20 protein-coding genes are annotated in these 20,988 nt (G+C 63.8%); 6 read left to right on the top strand and 14 right to left on the bottom strand.

The window, feature by feature from the left end:
* Positions 1-45: 45 nt before the first annotated feature.
* From ECTHA_RS0107055 to bchF, 10 genes are all read right to left on the bottom strand, one after another.
* Complete coding sequence (locus tag ECTHA_RS0107055; RefSeq protein ID WP_026623615.1) at positions 46-1,611, bottom strand: mucoidy inhibitor MuiA family protein; 1,566 nt, start codon at positions 1,609-1,611, stop codon at positions 46-48.
* Positions 1,612-1,640: 29 nt separating this feature from the next.
* Entirely contained in the window at positions 1,641-2,243 is a 603-nt protein-coding gene (bchJ, locus tag ECTHA_RS0107050; protein WP_025281575.1) for a bacteriochlorophyll 4-vinyl reductase, read from the bottom strand.
* A gap of 9 nt (positions 2,244-2,252) precedes the next feature.
* Positions 2,253-3,125, bottom strand: a complete 873-nt coding sequence (gene puhE, locus ECTHA_RS0107045; RefSeq protein WP_025281576.1) for a putative photosynthetic complex assembly protein PuhE — start codon at positions 3,123-3,125, stop codon at positions 2,253-2,255.
* Between the two features lie 230 nt (positions 3,126-3,355).
* Positions 3,356-3,847 (bottom strand): photosynthetic complex assembly protein PuhC, encoded by a 492-nt coding sequence (puhC, locus tag ECTHA_RS17420; RefSeq protein WP_025281577.1) that lies wholly within the window; start codon positions 3,845-3,847, stop codon positions 3,356-3,358.
* A complete protein-coding gene (gene puhB / locus ECTHA_RS17415) occupies positions 3,847-4,521 on the bottom strand; it encodes a photosynthetic complex putative assembly protein PuhB (protein ID WP_025281578.1) in 675 nt (224 codons plus the stop codon). Before puhB ends, puhC begins: the two co-directional genes overlap by 1 nt.
* Positions 4,518-5,342 (bottom strand): photosynthetic reaction center subunit H, encoded by an 825-nt coding sequence (gene puhA / locus ECTHA_RS0107030; protein ID WP_025281579.1) that lies wholly within the window; start codon positions 5,340-5,342, stop codon positions 4,518-4,520. Before puhA ends, puhB begins: the two co-directional genes overlap by 4 nt.
* A gap of 366 nt (positions 5,343-5,708) precedes the next feature.
* Positions 5,709-6,422 carry a magnesium protoporphyrin IX methyltransferase gene (gene bchM, locus ECTHA_RS0107025; RefSeq protein ID WP_025281580.1) on the bottom strand — a complete coding sequence of 238 codons (714 nt, stop codon included), beginning with the start codon at positions 6,420-6,422 and terminating at the stop codon, positions 5,709-5,711.
* A 29-nt stretch (positions 6,423-6,451) separates the two neighbouring features.
* A complete protein-coding gene (gene bchB / locus ECTHA_RS0107020) occupies positions 6,452-8,041 on the bottom strand; it encodes a ferredoxin:protochlorophyllide reductase (ATP-dependent) subunit B (protein ID WP_025281581.1) in 1,590 nt (529 codons plus the stop codon).
* 4 nt (positions 8,042-8,045) lie between these two features.
* Positions 8,046-9,338 (bottom strand): ferredoxin:protochlorophyllide reductase (ATP-dependent) subunit N, encoded by a 1,293-nt coding sequence (locus ECTHA_RS0107015; protein ID WP_025281582.1) that lies wholly within the window; start codon positions 9,336-9,338, stop codon positions 8,046-8,048.
* A complete protein-coding gene (bchF, locus tag ECTHA_RS17410; RefSeq protein WP_025281583.1) occupies positions 9,335-9,862 on the bottom strand; it encodes a 2-vinyl bacteriochlorophyllide hydratase in 528 nt (175 codons plus the stop codon). The genes ECTHA_RS0107015 and bchF overlap by 4 nt, the downstream gene beginning before the upstream one ends.
* Before the next feature lie 410 nt (positions 9,863-10,272).
* On the opposite strand from bchF, the gene ECTHA_RS17405 reads away from it, so the two are divergent.
* From ECTHA_RS17405 to fni, 6 genes are all read left to right on the top strand, one after another.
* Positions 10,273-11,103, top strand: a complete 831-nt coding sequence (locus tag ECTHA_RS17405) for a cobalamin B12-binding domain-containing protein (protein WP_025281584.1) — start codon at positions 10,273-10,275, stop codon at positions 11,101-11,103.
* Positions 11,104-11,143: 40 nt separating this feature from the next.
* On the top strand, positions 11,144-12,568 hold the full coding sequence (ppsR, locus tag ECTHA_RS0107000) for a transcriptional regulator PpsR (protein WP_025281585.1): 1,425 nt from the start codon (positions 11,144-11,146) through the stop codon (positions 12,566-12,568).
* 127 nt (positions 12,569-12,695) lie between these two features.
* Positions 12,696-13,580, top strand: a complete 885-nt coding sequence (gene chlG / locus ECTHA_RS0106995; protein ID WP_025281586.1) for a chlorophyll synthase ChlG — start codon at positions 12,696-12,698, stop codon at positions 13,578-13,580.
* Between the two features lie 342 nt (positions 13,581-13,922).
* Entirely contained in the window at positions 13,923-15,110 is a 1,188-nt protein-coding gene (locus tag ECTHA_RS0106990) for a geranylgeranyl diphosphate reductase (protein WP_025281587.1), read from the top strand.
* Between the two features lie 18 nt (positions 15,111-15,128).
* Entirely contained in the window at positions 15,129-15,392 is a 264-nt protein-coding gene (locus ECTHA_RS0106985) for a hypothetical protein (protein ID WP_025281588.1), read from the top strand.
* A 3-nt stretch (positions 15,393-15,395) separates the two neighbouring features.
* Positions 15,396-16,451, top strand: coding sequence for a type 2 isopentenyl-diphosphate Delta-isomerase (fni, locus tag ECTHA_RS0106980; RefSeq protein WP_025281589.1), 1,056 nt, complete (start codon positions 15,396-15,398; stop codon positions 16,449-16,451).
* Positions 16,452-16,564: 113 nt separating this feature from the next.
* Here fni and ECTHA_RS0106975 read toward each other — a convergent pair whose 3' ends face one another.
* The 4 genes from ECTHA_RS0106975 to ECTHA_RS0106960 form a co-directional block, all read right to left on the bottom strand.
* On the bottom strand, positions 16,565-18,055 hold the full coding sequence (locus ECTHA_RS0106975) for an alpha/beta hydrolase (RefSeq protein ID WP_025281590.1): 1,491 nt from the start codon (positions 18,053-18,055) through the stop codon (positions 16,565-16,567).
* Between the two features lie 63 nt (positions 18,056-18,118).
* Entirely contained in the window at positions 18,119-18,790 is a 672-nt protein-coding gene (gene gph / locus ECTHA_RS0106970; protein ID WP_025281591.1) for a phosphoglycolate phosphatase, read from the bottom strand.
* A gap of 3 nt (positions 18,791-18,793) precedes the next feature.
* A complete protein-coding gene (ubiG, locus tag ECTHA_RS0106965; RefSeq protein WP_025281592.1) occupies positions 18,794-19,507 on the bottom strand; it encodes a bifunctional 2-polyprenyl-6-hydroxyphenol methylase/3-demethylubiquinol 3-O-methyltransferase UbiG in 714 nt (237 codons plus the stop codon).
* A gap of 31 nt (positions 19,508-19,538) precedes the next feature.
* Positions 19,539-20,858, bottom strand: coding sequence for a TRZ/ATZ family hydrolase (locus tag ECTHA_RS0106960; protein ID WP_025281593.1), 1,320 nt, complete (start codon positions 20,856-20,858; stop codon positions 19,539-19,541).
* Positions 20,859-20,988: the final 130 nt, after the last annotated feature.

Here is a 20,988-nt window from a genome sequence, read left to right as displayed (position 1 = left end):
GGCGCGATCCGGAGCGGTTCAGCTCGCTGCTGGGGAGACGGACGTTCAACGCAGGGCTGTGGGTGTGTCCATGTCGTCGGGCCAGGTCACTGTGTAGGAGAAGCGCAGGGTGAGCTCCTCGCCCGCTTCGACGGTGCGGTGCCAGGCCAGCAGGCCACGGTCGTCATTCATGTCCCGTTCCGAGGGTTCACTGGCGTCTTCGGCCAGGGTGACCGTGATGCGCTCGTCGCGGGAGACTGGCAGACGGTCAAGAATGGTCATCTCCACATCGCGGCCATGACTGTTGTGAAGTGTCATCAAGTAACTGCGTTGCAGCCTGTTCTGACGCCGAAGGCGGCCTTCCTGACCCTTTTCGTCACGCTCCATCCGGTAATCAATGCCGATGCGCTCGTCCACGCCGAAAGCCATCTCCAATTCACTGTTCGGGCGCAGCCCAGCGAGCTGATGCTGCCCCACCAGTGCGCCATCCTGAAACAGGGTCAGTGGACCCGGTAGCAGCGGCGTCTCACCCTCGAATACGCTTTCGGCAAACAGGTAGGCACGCGGCGCCATTCGGGGCGCGGCGCGCACCGAAAGCCGGGCTTCCATGACCTCTTCACCCAGGTTGTGGCGATGAGGCTGGTTATCCGAGGCGATGTTCACGCGGCCGGGCACCCGATAACGGGCCGTGAAGGTCGTGCCCTCCAGTTGTGCCGTGTCGGCTTCGGCCGCCAGGGCCGCTTCCGGCAACGACCTTGAGAGTCGTGTCGTGGTGGGTGCGGGCCTGGGGACATCCAGGTACCAGGGAGGAGGTAGCGGCAGATGCCCCCCCAGTCGAGGCTGGGCCGTGGACAGGTACAAGGGGATGTCCGACCAGTCCTGGCCGGTGTTCTGACGCACCTCGGCACGCTGGATCAGGCGCAGTTCCTGGGTATCGGTGTCCAGGCGGGCCTCGTAGAGCGGAGTCCAGCGGGCGTCGCGGACGGTGTATTCCAGGGTGACCGTGGCACTGGCCGCCTCGGGGCTGTGATAGTGAATGCGTGCCTGGAGGCTGTCGCGTCGGCCACTTTGAAGTTGCTCAAGCTCGCGGCGCACACGCTGAATCTCGGCTTCCAGGGTGCGGCGGGCCCGTTCCTGTTGATGGATGGCGTCGAGAACGCTCAAGGCCCCTTCGCCCACCCGCCCCCAGGCCTTTGGCCATTCACCAGCGTCTGGCAGGGCCTCGGGATGCGTACCCAGTTGCTCAATCAGGCGCATCTGCACCTGATGGGCACGAATCCGATCGTCGATGTGGCGCTTTTCATCCTCCAGTTCCTGGAGTTGCTCTGTGAGCGCCTGCTCACGTGGATGAGCGAGATCCCGTCCCGGGATGGTTCGGGTTTCCAGGGCCCCCAGCCGCATGCCCTGTGGCCCGCTGGCCCGCACGCGAACGGTGTTCACATCCAGCCGGGCGGGCAACCCATCGATGCTGACCACGCCTTCTCCCGCCTCCAGGGTCAGTTCCTTTTCCATGATGATGCCGGCCCGATCCGGGTAGACGGTCACCTGGGTGATTTGTCCGGCCTGGGCGGGAAGGGCAATGGCCAGGGTCATCAAGGCGGTACAAACAACAGGCTGGAGAGCGCGATGCATGATGGATTCCTGTCAGGCCGTGGGGAACTTCATCGCCAACGTACCTCGAATACGCAGTGGGCGGCGCCTGCTGCGGCGCATTGTGTTTCCGTTACCCGGGTTTCGGGATGCACCAGCACCTGGAACAGACGCTGGAAGGTGCCCGCGTAGTAATCGCAGACCGGGTGCGCGGACTGCGCATCTCGGCACAGGGGGCTATTGGTGATGGTCAGCGTGAGGTTGGGGCGATGGTTGACCTGGAACTGGCCGCTGCCGGTGAAGGTCCAGGCATTGCGCTCGATGGCTTTGAGCAGTATGCGACTGGACGGGCCAGCAGGGAGGAGTTTCAGGATGGACTGCACCGGTTTGGGAATGCGGTTGGCCAGCAGGTAGTCGCCGGTGAGGTGACCTGCCTCCAAGGATACGGCGGCCGCCTGCTCCGGGGAGAGTGCTTCTCGCAGCGCCCGATGCAGGGCCGTCACGTCGCGCTCGTCCACCATGGTGGTGGGCGGGTGCGTCAGATGATCGGTGAGCCCTGCAGCCTCGAAGATGCGTGTCGTCAACGGCTCATCGTGCTGGTGGCGCAGCGCCTGGGCCATGCGAGTGATGGAGTTCGGCCCGATCCGGGCCACGGTTGGGTTGTGTTCGGTCATGGTGTGCAGTCAGTAACGAAGGCGACTGGGACTGACGGTCAGGCCCGGCGAGGGGGAATTCTTGTCCGGGTCGTTGGCCGCCTTGATGGTTGGGTAGATGGGCCTGAAATGGGCCTCATCGGGTTGGCGCGAGCGCAGCGCCCAATTCCATAGAGCCTGGGAGGGCAGGGGCAACACCAGGAACCAGTGTTCCAGGATCGCGAGGATCATGAGTATCGCCAGGAAGGTCGCGCCCGCCACCTGATGAGTGGTGGCAGATGGGTCCATGGCCGTCTGCACGATCAATACCGCGACGATGGTGGATGCGGTGACCGAGATCGGAAACAGCAGGTTCATGGGCTTCTTGCGGAAATAGCTTTCCAGATAGCGCAGATGATCGGGCAACCACTCTTCATTGAGGTTGCGAACACCCAGGAATACGTTGAGCTTGGTGCTGGTTCGCATCACCCACAGGATGAGGAAGGTGTACAGCCCCACCATGTTGGCGCCCCCCCAGGTGACCAGCACGATGGCCAGGGCTGCGATGATAAGGGCGAATTCATGGTAGAGGATGGCCTGAACGGCGTAGATGAATCGTCGCCAGCCCAGGGCACCTTCAGGGCAACGACTGCGCCTGGAGCCGGTGATCATGCCCATGAGGAAACTCATTTCCACCCAACCCCAGAGGATGATGGCGCCTGTGAAGGCCACATAGGCCCCAAACAGTGTTTCCTGATGGGCGGTCAAGGCCAGGGCGTAAAGCGCGATGCCCGCGAGCACCGAGGCGCCCAGCATGCTCCAGCGGTAGGTCCGTTGTGGCAGTCCGTCCAGATAGATGATGGCTCCGGTGCTGAACCACCAGAGGAATATCACGTAGAGGATAGGCAGACCGTATTGAATCACCGGCCCCTCACCGTGCACAGGTTATGGACACCCGGGCGGGCGTTGTCGTGGGTAGTGGGTGGGGCAAAGCGCTTGCCACGGTGCCGTTCATCGCTGAATTCTCCTCATTTTCCCGGCACGCATGGGATCCCGGGGAACTGGGTTCGACTGCGGCCTGAGTCGATGGGCGAAACTTTACCGTCTTTTGGATACCGGTGGCGAGTCCCGCGAGGCGCTGCTAAGGAGAAGGCTCAGGAATCTTGAGCCGAATCAAGTAGCTCTGCAAAAGCAGCGGCGTTGGTGGAGCCAAACGCGTTGAGCTTGTAGCGGTTGCCGGTCACGGGATCTTCAAGGCTCAGACCACCATCCGACCAACGGGTCAGCAGGAAGGGTAGATCTTCATGGTCATCCAGATGCCGACGGTCCAGGGCAATGATGCGCAGGACGGTGCGCATGAAACCACCGCCACTGGGTTCGATGAGCTTGAGCACCTGGTTGGTGTCGGCGTCGACGATTTCCATGTAGCCGCCGGGCTTCTCCCGGGGCTTCAAGCGCACGGATTGCACAACCGTCAGATCCTGCTCGGCGGGTTCCGCTGTTGTCGCGGGTTCCGTCGAAGCCGGAGGGGAGACGGCGCTGCTGGCCAGATAGTACACGCCGAAGGCGATGGCCAGGAGAATAACGCCGATTCCTGGAAACAGGAATCGGCGCGGGGAACGGGAGGAGCCGTTGGAGTCAGTCATCAGGCAGTTTCACCGGCGGCTTGTCGGTGGGTCTGGGGTGCGGATGCCGTGTCAGCTGCTTCGGCCTGATCCGGGTTTTCGGCACGGTTCTTCTGATCTTCGGCCATGGCCTTGGCGAGGATATCCGCCACGCGCCGGGCATTGGGCACTCCGCGCAGCATGGGCTGTGGAGCCATCCAGCGCCAGGGTTTCACATGCGGCCAGAGGATGATGTAGGACACGCGCTCCGGCGGAATGAGCGTCAGCGGAATATCACCTGTGCCGTCCTTGTAGAGCTTGGCCGAGGCAGACTCAATCACGGAATAGGGCAGGTTTACACTCATCTGCAGTGCCACGCCAAATCGTATGACAATGCGCTGATTGGTGATGGTGTAGACCGAGGCTCTCGCCGTGAGCCAGGCCAACAGCAACAACAGGCCGACGGCAGTCACGGACAGGGTGAGCAGGAAGCTGGTGGAAGCGAGGGCCGTCACGAGGGACTGCGTTTCACCATAGGTAAAGATGGCTCGCAGGCCGATCAGGATGGCCAGATAGAGAATGACCTTTCTGACGTGAAATGCCCGAATGGCGAAGGTGCTCCAATGAGGAGCACCTTGCCACAAGATGCGCTCCCCCGAAGGGGGGAGCTCAGGCAGACCACGTATCGGTTCAGCGGCGTGGTCGTCGTGACTCACAGCAGGGGTTCCCTACGCTCCGGGGATGCATAGAAATGGCCACCACCGAAGTAGGCCATGATGCGGTCTTCTTCCAGACGCGTCACGCTCTCCATGCTCTTCGTGGAAGGGGCATCGGCGAAGTGCTTGGCCATCACGGAAGCCACACGAACCTCATAGGGGCGGCCGTCCTTCAGGCGCTGATCCATGGGCAGCTTGGGATCGGCATACTTGGCGCGGGTCACCTTGGAGAGGAACATGGGCACCAGGATACGGCGGGAGCTACCCTTGACTTCCACTTCCAGGTAGCGGGGCATGGCCTCGGAGCGGTCCACCCACACGTCGCGAACGGTGCCGGCGGGCTTGTCGTCGGCGGCGAACACGGTCATGCCGCGGGGATCGGGATCCTTCTTGGAGATCCCGAAGCCATGCTTGGTGATGCGCATGGGCACGATGCGGGCCTCGCCGTTCATGGTTACGTCAGGCTCATCGGCACGGTTGGCCCAGGAGGAGGGACCCACGCCGTCGATCATGGGGTTGCCAGTGGGATCCAGAGGGGCGCCGGGGAAGGGCCAGGCCGGCTTGGCATTGATGTCACGGGTATCGGGGTTGCCGTTGGCAATGATGAAGGAACCGCCGTCCATGGTGGGGTATTCCTTGGGACCCGGGGCAGCCGGATAACCTTGCACGGTAATGTGGGGGGAGCGGTCGGACTCCAGCGGGTAACCTTCCCGCTTGTTCTCCCGATGTAGATACCAGATTAGACCTGCGAAGAACAGCCAGAAGACGTACAGGGTGACCTGCGCGACGTCCATATATTCAGTAATGGCACCGGTTGGCATTGCTTTTCCTCCAAGTTTCGGGTGGGTTAGCCGGGTGATTTGGCTGGACCGAACCTCGATCAAGATTGCTTTCGGGTGACGCCCCCGCCATGCATGGGCGGCCCGAAGGCGTTGGGTGATACAAACAACATCAATTTCACTAGATTTTAGACCACAACATCGCCAATTTCCGGGTCTATAGGCCCCCTCGACCCGAAAAATCTTGCTTTCCCAAACGCTCCATACCTTGGGTGACCATACGGGCACACACCAGCTCTGGAGCGCTACTTTGAGATAATGCCAGACAAACCGTCAGGGTGTTGGTGTGAGCTGGCTTGAGCATGATCTGGATCAGCTTCGTCGGTCAAAGGCCGTGAACAGGGTGGATCAGGCCGGAGCCCCTCGCTTGAGTTCAAGGGCTTGCGAGGTATAAAAGCCACGAGAGATTCGCCGGGTACGCTCCGCACGCCACTCGTCCAGGGAGGGCTCTTCCCCGATCAGGCGCAGCAGCTTTTTCTCGGCCACCGGCTCAATGGCCGGGGAGCGGTCGCTCTTGGGGAACAGCTTGCCCACGGCGTGCATGACCGACAGGGCCGGGGTGCGTGGGGCGAAGGTGAACAGGATGGCAGCATGGGTGCGGCTCGTCAGGCCGGCCAGCACGCCCACAATGTCGGGCGCCTTGTAGTGGATGAAGGAATCCATGGCCACCACATAGTCGAACTCACCCAGTTCAGGACTGAGGAAATCGCCTACGCGGAAGTCGATTCGCCCTTCGCCCAGGTCCTCTGCCTCGGCACGTTCACGGGCCATGTCCACCAGATTGCCGGCCAGGTCAATGGCCACAACCTGGGCGCCGCGCTGGGCGGCAGCCACGGAGAGCATGCCGGTTCCGCAACCGGCGTCTAGCAGCCACTTGCCGCTGAGGTCGTCGGGCAGCCAGTCCAGCAGGTTCTGGCGCATCTCTTCACGCCCGGCGCGCACAGTGGCACGTACGCGCCCCACGGGGGTGTCGGAGGTCAGCTTTTTCCAGGCATCCACCGCGGTACGGTCGAAATAGGTCTCGAGCTGACCCCGGCGTTTTTGATAAGAGGGCGTTGGCATCAGTGGAATCCGTTGGCTTGGCTAACGCGTCAGCGCCCGAAGTGGGCCTTGGCGTCATAGAGCGTGTCGATGGAGATCTCGTGGAGACCCTTTTCCTTGGCAAAGCGTTCGGTGTTGCGGCGGGCCTTGCCGCGCACGAAGAAGGGGATCTTGCGAAGCTCCTTCTCGGCATCAGCTGACCACACGGGCTCACCGTCCTGCGCGGGTTCGGGGGCGGCGTCGGTCGTCACGGCTTCCGGTTGTACTTCCGCTGGAGCGGCCGCGACGCGGCGCTCGGTGGTGCCGGTACCGCCCAGGTGCGAGGGGGCTGCCTCGGCGTGGAATTCGAAGTCTTCCCGGAACATGCCCAGCAGGTGTTCCTCCAGGCCCATCATCAGTGGATGGACCCAGGTGTCGAACAGGACGTTGGCGCCACCAAATCCCATCTGCGGGGCGTAGCGGGCCGGGAAGTCCTGAACGTGTACCGGGGCCGAGATCACGGCACAGCCCACGCCCAGGCGCTTGGAGATGTGCCGCTCCATCTGGGTGCCGAGCACAAGTTCAGGCTGCAACTCTGCCACTTGCGCTTCCACTTCAAGATAGTCGTCGGTAATGAGCGGCGTTACATCGTAGAGCTTGGCCGCCTCACGTACCTCGCGGGCGAACTCGCGGCTGTAGGTGCCAAGGCCCACCACCTTGAAACCGAACTCTTCAGTGGCCACACGGGCGGCGGCGACGGCGTGGGTCGCATCGCCGAAGATGAAGACACGCTTTCCGGTCAGGTAGTTGGAGTCCACCGAGCGGGAATACCAGGGCAGGCGCGACTGGGCATTTTCCAGGGCAGGGCCAGGATCCACCTGGGCGATCCCGGCGACTTCCTGAATGAATTCCCGGGTGGCGCCCACGCCGATGGGGATCACGCGTGTGTAGGGCTGCTTGAAGGTTCGCTCAAGCCATTTGGCGGCGGTCTGGGCGATTTCCGGGTACAGCACCACGTTGAAGTCGGCTTCACCCAGGCGGGCGATATCGGCCGGAGTGGAACCCATGGGGGCGGTCACGTGAACGTCAATGCCCAGGCTGTCCAGTAGCTGGGTGATTTCCTGGATGTCGTCCCGGTGGCGAAAGCCCAGGGCCGTGGGGCCCAGCAGGTTGCACCGGGGGCGACGGGAAGCGGCCTCATCTGCGGGGCGGGCTTCAGCATTGCCAGCCAGTGAGCGCACCAGCTGATAAAAGGTTTCGGAGGCGCCCCAGTTTTCCTTGCGTGAATAGGAGGGCAGTTCCAGGGGGATGGCCGGCACCGGCAGGCCGAGAGTCTGGGACAGACCGCCCGGGTCGTCCTGGATGAGTTCGGCCGTGCAGGACGAGCCCACCAGCAAGGCCTGAGGCTTGAAGCGCTCGTAGGCCTCAATGGCAGTGTGGCGAAACAGCTCCGCCGTATCCTGACCCAGATCGCGAGCCTGGAATGTGGTGTAGGTCACGGGGGGGCGCTGATTGCGCCGCTCGATCATGGTGAATAGCAGGTCCGCATAGGTATCCCCCTGGGGGGCATGCAGGACATAGTGCAGACGTTCCATGCCGGTGGCCACACGCATGGCGCCCACGTGGGGTGGCCCTTCATAGGTCCATACCGTCAGTTGCACGAAATCAGACCCTCAATTTGGCTCGGCGCATCAGCGGCCGGGCAAACAGTTCAGCAAGATCGGCCGCCTGATCGTAGCCCTGAATCGGGGTGAAGACCAGTTCGATCGACCACTTGGTTGTCATGCCTTCTGCCTCCAGCGGATTCGCCAGGCCCAGGCCGCAGACCACGACGTCCGGGTGTGCCTCGCGGCAGCGGTCCAGCTGCTTGTCCAGGTGCTGTCCTTCGCTCAGGCAGGTGTCCTTTGGCAGCATGGCCAGCTCCTCGGCCAGGTGCTGGCGATGCAGGTAGGGCGTGCCCACCTCCACCAGTTCCATGCCCGCTTCACGGTGCAGGAAGCGAGCCAGGGGGATTTCCAGCTGGGAGTCCGGGAACAGGAAGATGCGCTTGCCCTTGAGCTCCTCGGCAATATGAGACAGACCGCGCCGTGCCCGCTCAATACCTGGTGCGGTGACTTTATCGAATAGCGCCGGATCCACACCGAAGGCATCGGCTGCGGCCCGCAACCACCCGGTCGTGCCTTCCACCCCAAGCGGGAACGGGGCTGACAGACGTGTGGCACCCAGCCCCTCCAGGGCGCGCGCCGCCTCATTGAGGAAGGGCTGGGCCAGGATATAACGTGTGTTCGGCCCCACCGCCGGCAATTGATCGGAACGCCGGGCCGGCAGGTAGCGCACGTCATGGATGCCCATCTCCGCGAACAAGCGGGTGAACTGATCCTCGACGATATCCGCCAGCGAACCCACCACCAGCAAGGAGGCGGGATCGGCGTCGGTCTCCCGGGGGAGTTCCGGCACCAGGGCGGCGAGGCAGGTGTCCTCGCCCTGGGTGAAAGTGGTCTCGATGCCGCTGCCGGTGTAGTTGAGTACCCGTACCTGGGGCATGTGCTGCTGGGACAGGCGGGAGGCGGCCCTTTCAAGATCCAGCTTGATGACTTCGGAAGGGCAGGAACCCACCAGGAACAGCATGCGGATATCCGGGCGACGCTCCAGCAGCCGCGCCACGACGCGGTCCAGTTCCTCGTTGGCATCCGCCAGCCCGGCCAGGTCGCGCTCTTCGATCAGCGCCGTGCCGAAGCGGGGTTCGGCAAAGATCATGACGCCGGCCGCCGATTGCATCAGGTGGGCACAGGTGCGCGAACCCACCACAAGGAAAAAGGCATCCTGAATCTTGCGATGCAGCCAGATGATGCTGGTCAGACCGCAGAAAACCGCATGCGGGCCGCGCTCGCGGATGATGTTGAAGTCCACCGTCTGCTCAGGACCGGCGCTGCTGGAAGGTTGCACTGGAACGGTCATTTGGAAGATTCCCCGCCGGAAGCAGCGGCTTGTGCCCGTTTCGCCTCGGCTTCGCCCAGGCGCGCAGCACGCAGCTTGATCAGGAACTGGGCGGCATTCACCACATACACGGCATAGGCCACCAGTGCCAGATACATCTGCTGCTCCACGGTCAGGAAGCTCCAGAACAGGGATGCCATGTAGATTGTGTGCAGGGCAATCACCATCATGCTGACCATGTCTTCCCAGAAGAAGGCCTTGGCGAACAGGTAATGGCCGAACACCACCTTCTCCCAGATGGCACCGGTCACCATGATGGTGTAAAGGATGAGGGTTTTGATGACGATGGAGGCGTGCGCCAGCCAGAGACCTTCTCCGGTCATCAGGTAACGCAATACCAGCCAGGTACTGACGATGAAGACCAGGAACTGCAACGGTGCCAGTATGCCTTGCACGAGGGTCCACGGGGTTTCATCCCGCCGCCGACGCTCCTCGGGGGTGTACAGGGGGCGGGTCTTGCGATCCCCGGCTCCGGCGTGCTGCATCGGGTATTTCTCCAGTCAACTCAACGTGGTGCGCTGAGTTTGTACAAGCCCCCCGGCTTTGTCAATCAAGCTGGACGTAAGGATTGGTTGACAATCCCGGGTGTCGTAACCATGATTTTCGTAGGTGAAAACGTTCGCAGGCCTGCTAAACTGCCTCCGTTGATGATGTCCGGACCGGTGGTTGGGTTTTCCGGGCAAATGGGAGGCCGCGTCGTTCCGGGCGGTCCGCTTTCAGCCTTTGGGGGAGATGTATGGTCACTGCGAGACGTCAGCTTGGTCGCGAGGGTGGGGAGTCCTCGCCGAACCCGAGACGGGAGGCCGACCGAAGTGCTGCGACTCGGCGTGATGCAGGAGCGGATGGGGCCTCTCGGTCGGCGGTGCCAGGCACCCACGGAATGTGTCCAGAGTCCATGCGCAAGGAACTCTCCCATGTGATCGAAGGCGAGATCATTCCGCGCCTGATGATGGCGCATCGCTCGGACGAGAGGACCCCGGCAGGCAGCACAACCCAGGACGCCCCCTCGGAAGGCGGCCACACCGGGGCAGTGCCCATTGGCGCACCGGTGGTGGAAGAGTTTTCGCGGATGGTGATCGAGCACGATGCCGCCGCAGCGCTGGCTTATGTGGAAACCCTGAGGACACAGGGTACGGCGCTTGAAAGTGTGTTCGTGCACCTGCTGGCCCCCACCGCGAAGCGGTTGGGCGAGTTGTGGGAAGAGGATCAGGCCGATTTCACCGAAGTGACGGTGGGGCTCTGTCGCCTGCAGCACGTTCTCCGGGAGTTGGGAGGGGCGTTTGAAGGGGAATTGGCCCTGCAGCAATCGGGTGGCAAGCGCATTCTCATGTCTCCCATTCCCGGGGAGCAACATACCTTCGGCCTGATGATGATTTCCGAATTCTTCCGTCGGGAGGGCTGGGACGTGACGTGCGACCCATCCCTGTCCACGCGGGACCTGAACCATCTGGTGCGCCAGGAATGGTTTGACGTGGTGGCTCTTTCGGTGAGCTGTCAGACCTTGCTCGATAAGGTCACCGCCACCGTGCGCGGGGTGCGGCGCGTTTCCCGCAATGCCTCCGTGGGGATCATCGTGGGGGGGCGCCTCTTTACCGAGAACCCGCAACTGGTTTCAGTGGTCGGTGCAGATGAAACGGCCGCCGATGGTGCCTCCGCAGTGCGCCGGGCAGAAGCCATGCTGGCGCGACGCGCGGGGTGTTTCTCGCAAGGCCTCGGCCCGATGTGATGTTTTCAACCAGGATTTGAAACCGATAAGCGTGGAGCTCGTGAAGCCGTTCAAAGCCCCAAAGCAGGTGCTCGGGGATCTGGAGCCCGACGAAGTCGCCTCCCTGGTGGCTACGGCGGCCGATGTGTCCTTGGTGCTCGACGAGACGGGGATCATCCGGGATTTGGCCCTGGGAAGTGACGACCTCACCATGGAGGGGTATGGGCAGTGGGTGGGCAAGCCATGGGTGGATACGGTCACTGTGGAGAGTCGGGGCAAGATCGAGGCCTTGCTTCGTGATGCCTCCTCGCCGGCCAATGTGCGCTGGCGCCAGGTCAATCATCCCTCCAGCCGTGGCCACGACGTACCGGTCATGTACTCTGCCATTCAGGTGGGGGAGGGCGGGCGCGTGGTGGCCATGGGGCGGGATCTGCGAGGCGTGGCGGCGCTGCAACGCCGCCTCGTGGAGGCGCAACAGTCCATGGAGCGGGAGTATGCGCGCCTGCGCCACGCCGAAACCCGCTATCGCCTTCTGTTTCAGGTGTCTTCCGAGGCCGTGCTGATCATGGATGCGGCCACCCACAAGGTGGTGGAAGCCAATCCTGCGGCGGGGGAGCTCCTGGGGGATTCGCCCCATAAACTGGTCGGACGGGTCTTTCCGGAAGGTTTCGACCTGGAAAATACGCAGGTGGTTCAGGACATGCTGGCAACCGTGCGTGCCACCGGCCGGGCTGAGGATATCCTGGTCCACTCGTTGGGTGCCGAGCGGGAATTCATCATCTCTTCCTCCTTGTTCCGCCAGGATAACGCCTCGCATTTCCTTGTACGCCTCCGGTGTCCTCGTTCCGAGGCCCTGGCCTCCGTGGGGCCACAGAGTGCCTCCCGCGTGCTCCAGATGGTGGAGCGGGCGCCGGATGGCTTCGTTGTCACCGATATGAGCGGCCGTATTCACAGTGCCAACCCGGCCTTCCTCGAAATGGCGCAACTACCCACCGAGGAGCAGGCCCGTGGGGAGTCCCTGGGTCGCTGGCTCGGGAGGCCAGGCGTGGACCTGGGGGTGCTCATTGGCAACCTGCGTGAGCACGGTGCAGTGAGATTGTTTGCCACGGCCCTGCGCGGTGAATACGGGTCTGCCTCCGAGGTGGAGATCTCCGCAGTGGCCGTGCTCGGCCTGGATGAGCCCTGTCTGGGCTTTACCATTCGCAACGTGGGCGCGCGCCTGGCTCGCGAGACCATGGTGAATCGGGATGGGCCGCGCTCCGTGGAACAGCTCACCGAGCTGGTGGGCCGGGTACCTCTCAAGGACCTGGTGCGCGAGAGCACCGACATGATCGAGCGCTTGTGCATTGAGGCAGCCCTGGAACTGACCAACGACAATCGGGCCTCGGCGGCGGAGATGCTGGGGCTGAGCCGGCAGAGTTTCTACGTGAAATTGCGCCGGTACGGGCTGGGTCACCTGGCTCACGAGAACGAAGAAAAGCTCTGAAACTTGACCTCCGTCAAGACGCCTTGCGACGCCCTTTCATTGGTGTCTATCTGACATTACTTATGGTGCTTCCTCGGGGTGTAAATGGTGCTTGACGAAAGGGGGGGGCGCGTATAATTTACCCGCCATGTCGCTCCCTCAGCCCCGTGCCATTCTCGAAGTCACTCACCCGGTCACCTGGTTTCCGCCCATGTGGGCCTACGCCTGCGGCGTGGTCTCCGCCGGCGTGGCGCTGGGAGAACGGTGGGTCCTGATCATCGTCGGTGTCATGCTGGCCGGCCCGCTGATCTGCGGTACCAGTCAGGTGGTGAACGACTGGTTCGATCGTCACGTGGATGCCATCAACGAGCCCCACCGACCGATCCCCTCAGGACGTATCCCGGGTCAATGGGGGCTTTGGCTGGCCATCATCTGGACGCTGGCCTCGCTGGCTCTGGCGACCGTGCTGGGTGTGTGGGGCTTCCTGGCTGCCGTCTTCGGCCTGATCCTGGCCTGGGCCTACAGCGCCCCGCCGACCCGACTCAAGCGTAATGGCTGGTGGGGTAATTCCGCCGTGGCCATATGCTACGAAGGTGTTCCCTGGTTCACGGGTGTCGTGGTCATGGCGGGCGTCTTCCCCGACTGGCGCATCATTGCCGTGGCTCTCCTTTACAGCATCGGCGCCCATGGCATCATGACCCTCAACGACTTCAAATCAGTGGAAGGCGATCGGCAGATGGGCCTGGGCTCGTTGCCGGTCAAGCTGGGCGTGGATCGCGCCGCCAAGCTGGCCTGCTGGGTGATGGCCATTCCTCAATTGTTCGTGGTTGCCTTGCTGCTGCTCTGGGGGGCTCCCATCTACGCCGCTGCCGTGGCCGCGTTGCTGGTGGTTCAGATCGGCCTGATGGTGCGCCTGCTCAAGCGGCCCAAGGAACTGGCTCCGTGGTATAACGCCACGGGGATCACGCTCTACGTCAGTGGCATGATGGTGACCGCCTTCGCCCTGGGCAGCATGGACCTGATGGCGTCGTGAGGGCCGATTGGGCAGGCGAACGGAGCTTGATTCAGGCGCCGTTCCCGGTCCCCGCCGCCTATCTGCAGGCGGCGCGCCCCGCTTCAGCGAGGGCCATGCCCGTCTCCCGTGACGACCGTTCGTCCATCAGGGCCCCGCAACCGGGCTCGGTGCATGCCCCACATGTCCTTGATCATCTTTCCTTGATCCCGTCCCTGATACCCTTTCGCGCGGGTAACAGAGACCGTGCGGGTGACCGGAAAGGCGGCACCCTCAGGTACAGTCTCCATCGTGGCGCTCCCCGGGGCGCACTCTTCCCTGCGGCGACCCTGGGCGTCGTGGCAACCGGAACAGGTGAATGTAATGGCTGAAACACAGACCTTTGATATTGTTGTCGTGGGCGGTGGCCCTGCGGGGGCGACCGCGGCCAACGATCAGGCCCGCGCGGGCCGCAAGGTATTGCTGCTGGATCGTGGTGGGCGTATCAAGCCCTGTGGCGGGGCCATCCCGCCGGTAACCATGACCGAGTTCGATCTCCCCGAGTCGGTGCTGGTGGCCAAGATCCGCTGCGCCCGCATGTTCTCGCCCAAGGACCGCAAGGTGGACATGCCCATCCAGGGAGGTTACGTGGGCATGGTGGATCGCAAGACTTTCGACGAGTGGCTGCGCAAGCGTGCCGCCGAAGGTGGCGCCGAGCGACGCACCGGCACCTATGAGCGGATCGATCGTGACAGCGATGGCACGGCCATCGTCCGGTATAAGGATGAGTCGGGCGAAGAGGTGGGTGTGCGCGCCCGGGCGGTGATCGGCGCCGATGGCGCACGCTCCACGGTGGCCCGCCAGGAGGTTCCCGGTGCCGACAAGATCCCCCATGTGGCTGCTTATCACGAGATCATCAGCCGTCCCACCGCCAACGACGCGGAATTCGATCCTGAGCGTTGTGATGTGTATTACCAGGGCAAGCTGTCACCGGACTTCTATGCCTGGGTGTTCCCCCACGGCGACACGGTGAGCGTCGGCGTGGGCTCGGCCCACAAGGGCTTTTCCCTCAAGGGGGCTGTGGCGGATCTGCGCAAGGCTTCGGGCATGGAGGATTGCGAGACCCTGCGTCGTGAGGGCGCGCCAATTCCCTTGTACCCCATGAAGTGCTGGGACAATGGCAAGGACGTGCTGCTGGCAGGTGATGCCGCCGGTGTGGTGGCACCCGCCTCCGGTGAGGGCATCTACTATGCCATGCTCGGCGGGCGTCTGGCTGGCGAGGCGGTGGCGTCCTTCCTGGACTCCGGCAACCCGGCCATGCTCAAGCAGGCACGCAAGCGCTTCATGAAGGCCCACGGGCAGGTGTTCTGGATCCTGGGAATCATGCAGCGCTTCTGGTATAGCAGTGACAAGCGCCGCGAACGGTTTGTGGCCATCTGTCAGGACAAGGACGTACAGGAACTCACCTGGCAGGCCTATATGTACAAGAAGCTGGTCAAGGCCAAGCCTCTTGCCCACATCCGCATCTTCTTCAAGGACATGGGGCATCTGCTCGGGTTGTCCCGGGTGTGATCCGGCCTTGAGGCGCGCATGTCGGAACTCTTCGCCAACGGTCGCATTGTTGATTTCATCCTGCTGGCGATGCTGCTGGAGGGGGCCTTGCTCCTCTGGTGGCATCGTCGCACGGGGCGCGGACTTCCTGCGGATGTGATTGTGACCACGCTGCTGGCCGGGGGCTTTCTGTTGCTGGCGTTGCGTGCGGCCCTGACCGGTGCCGACTGGCCCTGGATATCCTTGTGGTTATCTGCAGGTCTGCTGGCCCATCTGGCTGACCTCTGGCGCAGGCTACGGTGATGCATGGGGTTTGAAACGCACGAACCCGCTGGCGACGATTGCCGGGATCCCGAATCCAAGGGGCGCCATCTGGACGTATGCCTCTCGGGACCGGTGGGCTATCGCAAGTCCACTGGACTTGAGTGCTATGACCTGCTCAACCAGGCCTTGCCTGAATTGTGCCTGGACGAGATTGACCTGTCCGTCTCGCTGGCCGGTCGCATCCTGCGGGCCCCCCTGATGATTGCCCCCATGACGGGGGGCGATGCGCGTACCCATGAGCTCAACCGCATCCTGGTGGCAGCGGCTCAGCGTTGGGGGTTGCCCATGGGTGTGGGCAGTCAGCGGGTGGCCATCGAGGATCCGTCCCGTGCTCGCTATTTCCAGCTTCGGGAGGAAGCCCCGGATGCGGTGCTCTTCGCCAATATTGGCGGGGCACAACTGGTCAAGGGCTGGGGGGGCGCCGAGGCCCGACGGGCTGTGGAGATGATCCGGGCCGATGCCCTATTCGTGCATCTCAATCCCATGCAGGAGGCAGTGCAGGGGGGCGATCTGGATTTTCGCGGTCTGGCCGGCCGGCTGGCCCGGCTCTGTGAGGAGCTGGCTGCTGATGGCGTCCCGGTGTTTGCCCGTGAGGTCTGTTTCGGGCTGAGCGAAGGCGCCGCCCGGGAGCTGCTGGCCTGTGGCGTGGCCGGCGTGGATTGCGCGGGTGCCGGCGGCACGTCGTGGGCCCGAGTGGAGGCCCTGTGTACCGATGGCGAGGGGGAGAGACACCTGGGCCAGGTCTTTGGTGAATGGGGGATTCCCACCGCCGAGAGTATCGTCAATGTCCGGCGGGTGGCGCCAGACCTCCCTCTGATCGCCTGCGGTGGCCTTCGTACCGGGCTGGACGTAGCCAAGGCTCTGGCCCTGGGGGCGGATGTAGCCGCCATGGCGAGACCGTTTCTGATCAAGGCCGCCCAAGGGCCCGAAGCACTGGACGCATTCATCGCGCAGGTGCTCAGGGAGTTGCGGGCGGCCATGTTTGCCAGCGGCGCCGGGGATGTGTCGGCCCTGCGCGGTACCCTGACTCCCCGCTGAACCAAGCCCTGTCCTCCTCTGTGCGAGTCCTGATGGCGGGAGCCGGCCTTGCCGGCGAATGGCGGTGTCCGCCGTAGCCGGGCTCTCGCGGCCAGGGTCGCTCCCACGGGGGGTCAGATCAGGGGGAACATCACCGTCAATGTCCACCCCAGGAAGGCAGCCAGGGCGAAGCCATCCGCCCAGGGCCGCTGAACCGGTCGGCTGACCAGCAGGGGCAGGGCCAGCATCACCGGCAGCAGGGGCAGGATGATCAACAGGAACATCATGCCATCCACCAGGGCGGCGGCGACTCCCACCGTGACCATGGTGATCAGGGCCACACCCAGACCAACACCCAGTCCTCGCCAGCCGGCGCGTCCCTGCAGCGCCGTGGCAAACGCGATGGCCCAGGGCAGGATCAGCAGGGTCAGGATGGGCAGATACGGCAGTCGATGCAGGGGCGGCCACCAGGCCAGCCAGAGCGCGGCCCCCATCACGCCAAAGCCCAACACCAGCACACCCAGCATGATGGGACCCCACGCCAGGTCAGGCCATTCCGGCCGGGGTGGCCGGGTACCCAGCGCCAGCCAGATGCCCCCGGCCAGGGCCAGCCACAGGGCAAACTGGGGGCTGACCAGGATTCCGCCGATCCCGTCCAGATAGATGATCTCCCCAATGCCGATGAGCAGCAGGGTGGCCAGCGCACCACTGATGGCGGCGCGTACCAGGGGGCGTCGGGTGCGCCCATGGGCCTGTGCCTGAGCCGTATCCAGGCGCAGCCGATCGTCATCCACCCAAAGCGGGGCCAGGGCACGCCAGAGGACGATGATGCCCACCAGGTTCAGCAACCACCAGAGCATGGGGCTGACCCTGGTGGCCGGCTGTGGGGAGATTTCCGATACCTGCGCCAGCCATTGAATGGAGGCTGCGTGCGCCTGGGGGCTGAACAGCACACCGATATGTTCCACGCCGGGAACCACTTCAAGGGCCCGGGCAGTGCCTGTGGTGGGGTCCCCCCCTGGGCCACCCGCTTTTTCCAGCAGGTTCTGTGCTGCTTCCAGGAATGGTCCTTCCCAGGCCCCGGCCATCAGCAGCAGATTGGGTGGGCTGGACGGGGTGACCTCGCTCTGGCCTGGGGAGACTGCCACCACGGCCTGGATTGGCTGGACGGTGTCCATGGCCGCGTCGATCACCGCACCAGCACCCAGGGAGTGCCCCAGCAGGGACAGTCGCCTGGCATCCACTTCCGGCTGTTCGCCCAATAATGCCAGGGCCGACTGTACGTCACGCTGGAATTGCTCGGGGTCGTTCCACCAGTCCAGTGGTGCTCGGTTGCGCCCGTGCCCGCTCAGGTCGGGCAGGGCCACGACGAAGCCCGCGTCGGCGAGCGCCAGGCCCCAGCTGCGCATGAGCTGGGCGGAGCCCGCAAAACCATGGGCGACCACGACGCCGGGGGCATGGCTGGCATCGTTCGGCAGCAGCAAGGTGACGGGCACTCCATCGCGCTGCAGCTGGCGCTGCTCCACACCCTGTCCGGTATCGATGACCATGATCCAGGCCGTGATGATCACCGCGAGGGCGAGCAGGGCGGTGATGATCCTGAGAGCGGGACGGCTTGTGAGCATGGGTTGGATGTTCCTTGTGAGCGTGTGCCTGCTAAGCCCTGAGGCCCATTTCGTTATGCGTGGTCACGACGCCTGTCCGAGTCCCACCGGTGCCGGTAGCCAGTCCATGATGTCAACGGGGTGCTGGATGAAGCCATCAGCGCCCCAGGCGTCCGGATTCTGGGTGGCATCGATATAGCCGTAGCGGGCCACCAGGGTGCGCATGCCCGCGGCCCGGCCCGCCTCGATATCCCGGTGAGCATCGCCGATATACAGACACTGCTCGGGCGTGCTCCCGGACTGCTCGCAGGCCAGCAGCATGGGCATGGGGTGGGGCTTGCGTTCAGCGGTGGTGTCGCCACTGATGACCGTGGCAGCGCGATCATACAGACCCATGGAGCGCAGCAGGGGGTCGGTCAGAAAGGCCGGCTTGTTGGTGACGATCCCCCAGTTCATGCCTCGGGATTCAATGGCTTCCAGGACCTCTTGCATGCCGGGGAAAAGTCGGCTTTCCCGATGGAGGTGGGCTGAGTAGATCTCCAGAAAGCGCTCACGCAGGCCATCGAATACCGCCCCGGCGGCTTCGGGGAACCCCAGGGTCACCAGGGCCGCACTGCCATGGGAAACATGATCCCGCACCTGCTCGAAGGGCAGGGGCGTGAGGCCCCGTTCCTGTTGCAGGCAGTGCAGGGCGTGGTGCAGGTCCGGCGCGGTGTCGGCCAGTGTGCCGTCCAGATCGAACAGGATGGTGCGCAAGGGTCACGCTTCCCGCACGGCGTGGGCCAGGTAGTTCACGTCCACGCCCGGACCCAGGCGGTAGCTGCGATTGATCAGGTCGTAGTGCATGCCCGTGAGATTGCGCATGGATAACCCGGCCTGCCGCATCCAGGCCTCCATTTCGGAGGGCCGGATGAATCGGGCATATTCATGGGTGCCCGGCGGCAGCATGCGCATCAGGTATTCAGCACCGAGAATGGCCATGGCAAACGACTTGGGCGTGCGATTCAGGGTGGCCACGCACAGATGGCCGCCCGGCTTGAGCAGACGCGCACAGGCATCGAGCACCGAGCCCGGATCGGGGACGTGTTCCAGCATTTCCATGCAGGTGACCACGTCGAACTGGCCCGGCATTTCCGCAGCCAGTGCCTCGGCGGAACTTTGCCGGTAGTCCACTTCCAGGCTGGATTCCAGCAGGTGCAGGCGGGCCACCCCCAGGGCGTTTTCACCCATGTCGATACCCATGACCCGGGCGCCACGTCGCGCCATGGCCTCCGACAGCAAACCGCCGCCGCAGCCCACATCCAGCACCTTCTGGTCCTGCAGGCCACCGGTGCGTTCGTCGATATAGTCCAGCCTGAGCGGGTTGATCTCGTGCAAGGGGCGGCATTCGCCCTCAGGATCCCACCAGCGGTGGGCCATCTCGTCGAACTTGGCGATCTCGGCGGCGTCGACGTTCGTGTGTATCTCGGACATGGGAGTTGTTATCACGGGTCAGGTGGGCGGCTCAGTCGGCCTCTGCAATACGGGTTTGCCAACTGGATATCCGTTGGCGCAGCTGAGTGTCATCAATGGTGGTGAGTTGGCGATCCCGCAACAACGGGCGGCCTGCCACCCACGTATCGCTGACCTGGTGACGACCCACGGCATACACCAGATGGGAGACGGGGTCATACACGGGCTGACTTTCCAGTTCGCCCAGATTGACGGCGACCATGTCCGCGCTCTTGCCGGGGGTGAGGGATCCGATTTCATCGGCCAGGCCCAGGGCGCGAGCACCGTTGAGGGTGGCCATGCGCAGTGCGGTATGGGCAGGTAGTGCGGCGGCGTTGCCGCTGACGCCCTTGGCCAGCAGGGCGGCGGTGCGCATCTCGCCGAACATGTCCAGGTCGTTGTTGCTGGCTGTGCCGTCGGTGCCCAGGGCCACATTCACCCCCGCTTCCACCAGGGCCTGTACCGGGCAGAAACCGGAGGCCAGCTTCAGGTTGGATTCAGGGCAATGTACTACGTGGGTGCCGGCACCGGCCAGGTGCGCGATCTCGCCGCTTTCCAGCTGGGTCATGTGCACGGCCATGAGGTTGGGACCGGACAGCCCCAGTCGGGCCAGACGTTCCAGGGGGCGCACGCCAAAGCGGGCCTTGGATTCCTCCAGCTCGTGAGCCGTCTCATGCACGTGCATGTGCACGGGAATGTCCAGTTCTGCCGATAGGGTGGCCAGGCGCTTGAGGGGTTCATCGGCCACGGTGTATGGCGCATGCGGAGCAAAGCAGAACGACAGCAGGCTTTCGCCCTTGTGGCGGTCGAAGATGTCCAGCCCTTTCTCGATGTACTCGGATGCCTGCGACGCCCAGGCGCTGGGGAAGTCGATCACGATCAGGCCGATGGCGGCGCGGATGCCCACCTGGCCGCTGACCTGGGCGGTGGTCTCCGGGAAGAAATACATGTCGTTGAAGCAGGTGGTGCCACCGCGCAGCATCTCCGCTGCCGCCAGCAGGGTGCCGTCATGGACAAAGGCCTCACCCACGAAACGTCCCTCGGCGGGCCAGATATGGTTCTGCAGCCAGTCCATCAGCGGCAGATCATCGGCCAGGCCGCGCAGCAGGGTCATGGGAGAGTGGGTGTGGGCGTTCACCAGGCCGGGGATCAGGGCGTGCTGAGCCAGGCGACGATGGGTTTCACCGTGATAACGTGCTTCCGCCTCTGCGGTCGGTAGCAGGTCCAGGATGCGACCCTCGTGAACCACCAGGCTGTAGCCTTCCAGCACCGTCTCGTCCGGCTCCACTGGCACGATCCAGCGGGGGGTGATGATCTTGTCGACGCTTTGCATCCGCGCAAGATAACGATTACGCGGGGGTTGGACAAGTATTCAGCCCGCTGCAGAGCGGTGGGGTCGGGGTAGGGGGCTGTGGCACGGGGCGACATATCCTGGCAAAGTACCGGGCCTCCCACCGGCAACC

The sequence above is a fragment of the Ectothiorhodospira haloalkaliphila ATCC 51935 genome, assembly GCF_000633935.1.
Taxonomy (GTDB): domain Bacteria; phylum Pseudomonadota; class Gammaproteobacteria; order Ectothiorhodospirales; family Ectothiorhodospiraceae; genus Ectothiorhodospira; species Ectothiorhodospira haloalkaliphila.
This window is presented reverse-complemented; position numbering and strand designations above follow the sequence as displayed.